The sequence below is a fragment of the Mesorhizobium sp. M2A.F.Ca.ET.039.01.1.1 genome (assembly GCF_003998035.1).
Classification (GTDB): domain Bacteria; phylum Pseudomonadota; class Alphaproteobacteria; order Rhizobiales; family Rhizobiaceae; genus Mesorhizobium.
Map to the genome: position 1 here is coordinate 1 of NZ_RZRY01000800.1, position 2,590 is coordinate 2,590.

Below are 2,590 nucleotides of genomic sequence, written 5' to 3' on the forward strand. Positions count from 1 at the left end.
AGTTCACCCCAGACCCCAGCTTGCCCTCCGTCCTGGCCCGCGCAGCCGCTTTGTCCTGACTATCCCAAATAGCCCCAAACACCCCGAGAACCGCGACAGCGATGCATATCCAGATAAGCCAGTCCATGATTTCCCCTCCTTTTCCCAACGACAGTCTTCACAGATCGACCACGTGGACACAAGCCGCCGCAGCATGTCCCCTGGCGCCGGGCTCGTCACAACCGGACGCCAAGAGAAGGAAGGCAAGGCCGTAGAGCGCAGCGTCAACGCAGCTTTCGCCCCGTGCGGTTATAGAGAGCAGACGCAATGGGCGGCTCGATTGAGCCTGAAGCGCTCATACTTGACCGCATCTTGCTGATTGGCTTCCGATACAGTACGGACTTCCAAGGGGTGTGAAATGGAAGATGATATCTCGGATCGGGCGTTCTATGACGATGGAGAGTGGGTTTCCTGGTCCGACGTGGAAGAACAGCTTCGATACCAGGAATGGCGAGCAAAGTATCCTAATGCGATAAGATCTTTGATTCCGTATTTTCAGGATCTCTTGTCGCTGGCAGAAAGCTACCACGTTGAGACAGGTCGTCATCTCAATGTGTATGGAGACATCGGGGAGCTCTTCGGCGCCATCACGTACGGAATAAAGCTGAACAAGAACTATGCGCAGGGTGCTGATGGTAGGCTTGGCAACGATCATGTTGAGATCAAGACCATCACCCCGTTCAAGTCCAATGACGAGGTTGCCGTGAAGGTGTCAGGTAACTTCAGCAAGCTGCTCGTCGTGAAGATCAACGCGGATTTTGAAGTCTCATCCCGGATGGTCGATCGCTCGAAGCTTCCCAAAACGGCGAAGCCTTTCCTCAGGATAAGGTGGGAAGACCTGCACGTGGCCAAATGACGGCTTCGTCGGCATTGCAGCCGTTCCACGTGCCGCCGTGGGTGGAGAGCGGTAACTTCTCTGGGGTCAAACACAGGTTGGTAGGCTCGAGCAGTCCATCATCATCGTTTTGATCGGAGACAAAACCATGGCGGTGGAATGGACGATTGCGATCGAGAGCCGAAACGAATTTGGCGACACGGGTTTGCCCGGATTGCCATACGTTCCGAGCGGTCAAGGACTACACGACACGCCGGATCCGAACCATCTTCGACACCGTTGAGGTTCGCAATCCTCGATGGATGCTGTGCCGGGAATGCCATCCAAGGATGGTCGGTGCCTTCGCGCCGCTGAAGGAAATTTGTCCAGATCGAGCGACGCCGGAGCTGATGGAACTGACGCGGCGTCAGATGCAACTTGCTAACGGGTTCTGCCGATATCTGGAAATGGCCATGCGGCTGATCCGTAAGGGCGTCGCACGACGCAATCGCTGAATCTGCGGTCAGAGCTGCGCGACTGCGGTGGCTGCCGCGTGAAAGCCAGGCGTTTTTCGGGAAAAGAAATTCCCAGGCGAGCCATGAAATAGAAAATGTAACCGCTACACACAGGGTTTTCGATGTGTCTCCCTGCGCTCGGGCTATGGGTGAGATGTCAAATGCGCAACAGTGCCCGGCAGATACTCATCGCTGAGCGTATACCTTATTGACCATCAGTCTCGATTTTACGATGGAGTATTCGGCGCGGCTTCGGCCGAAGGGATGGGGCGCCCCGATTGTTGATGGGGTGTAGGTGAAATGATCTCGAAAATCGTGTGGAATCCTCTTTTTAGATTTCTGCTGTTTTGGACGATTGCCGGGGCCTTCGTTTACTCGGCGGACTATTATCTTGATGCTTTCTCGTTGACCAAGCTGGTTGCGGTGGGACGATCCGGCATGGAAGGTGGGGTCGATGATGCTGCGAAGCTGATCGAGGATCCCGGCGTCGTCTCGTCGTTGGCTTTCGCCATCGGCGTCGCGGGCACGGCGCTTCTGCTGGCCTTTCTCATCATGCATGTGTTGCTGGTCGAGATGTCGATGGGATCAGCGCGCAGGATCCTCAATCGCCGCGCTGGTGAACTCGGTTTCGCGAACACCTATGAGGAACGGATAAAGCCAAGACTACTTCGTCATCCGCTCGTCGGATCGGCCTGGAAGGAATTCGACGACACTTTGTTGAAGGATCGAGTTGATCAGGGAGAGCCGATCGAGAACACGATCCGTCCGCAAGCCTTCATCAACATCGCCATGATCAGGGAGAACCTGCCGGGACTGAAAGTCATCAGCAGCATTTCGGGCTATTTTGTCGGAACCGGGTTGCTGCTTACCTTCGTTGGTATCGTGCTCGCTCTTCACAAGGCCGCGACGGCTGCGGGCTCCAGCGATGCTGCAGTGATGCAGTCCGCGGTACAAGAACTGCTGCAGGTCGCGTCGTTCAAATTCTGGACGTCCATTGCAGGCCTCGCGACTTCAATCGTCTTCGCGCTGGCGTCGCGCTGGTTCGTCATCTGGATCGAATCCGCGTTGACCCGGTTCTGTGAGGATGCGGAACACCAGCTGAAATACTCGTCCCCTAACTCGATCGCTGCCAAGGCATTTGAGGTCGGCAAGGATCAGCGGGATCAGCTCAAGGAAATCAACAGTGACCGTTATTTCTCGAGGCTGGCGGACAGTGTTGGGC

General features: G+C 55.8%; 3 protein-coding genes. All 3 read left to right on the forward strand.

Features of this window, described 5'->3' with window-relative positions; all coding sequences use genetic code 11:
* Positions 1-397 precede the first annotated feature (397 nt).
* Positions 398-895: a hypothetical protein gene (locus tag EOA24_RS33875; RefSeq protein WP_127410582.1), complete on the forward strand. Its 498-nt coding sequence runs from the start codon at positions 398-400 to the stop codon at positions 893-895.
* 308 nt (positions 896-1,203) lie between these two features.
* A complete protein-coding gene (locus EOA24_RS42030) occupies positions 1,204-1,368 on the forward strand; it encodes a hypothetical protein (RefSeq protein WP_189354458.1) in 165 nt (54 codons plus the stop codon).
* 300 nt (positions 1,369-1,668) lie between these two features.
* Positions 1,669-2,590, forward strand: a 922-nt coding sequence (gene zorA / locus EOA24_RS33880; protein WP_149998827.1) for an anti-phage ZorAB system protein ZorA, incomplete at its 3' end; no start/stop codon positions are given.

What these genes read in the sequence shown, in the direction of transcription:
- EOA24_RS33875 (WP_127410582.1), top strand. Translation starts at nt 398, where the DNA reads ATGGAAGATGATATCTCGGATCGGGCGTTCTATGACGATGGAGAGTGG.
- EOA24_RS42030 (WP_189354458.1), top strand. Translation starts at nt 1,204, where the DNA reads ATGGTCGGTGCCTTCGCGCCGCTGAAGGAAATTTGTCCAGATCGAGCG.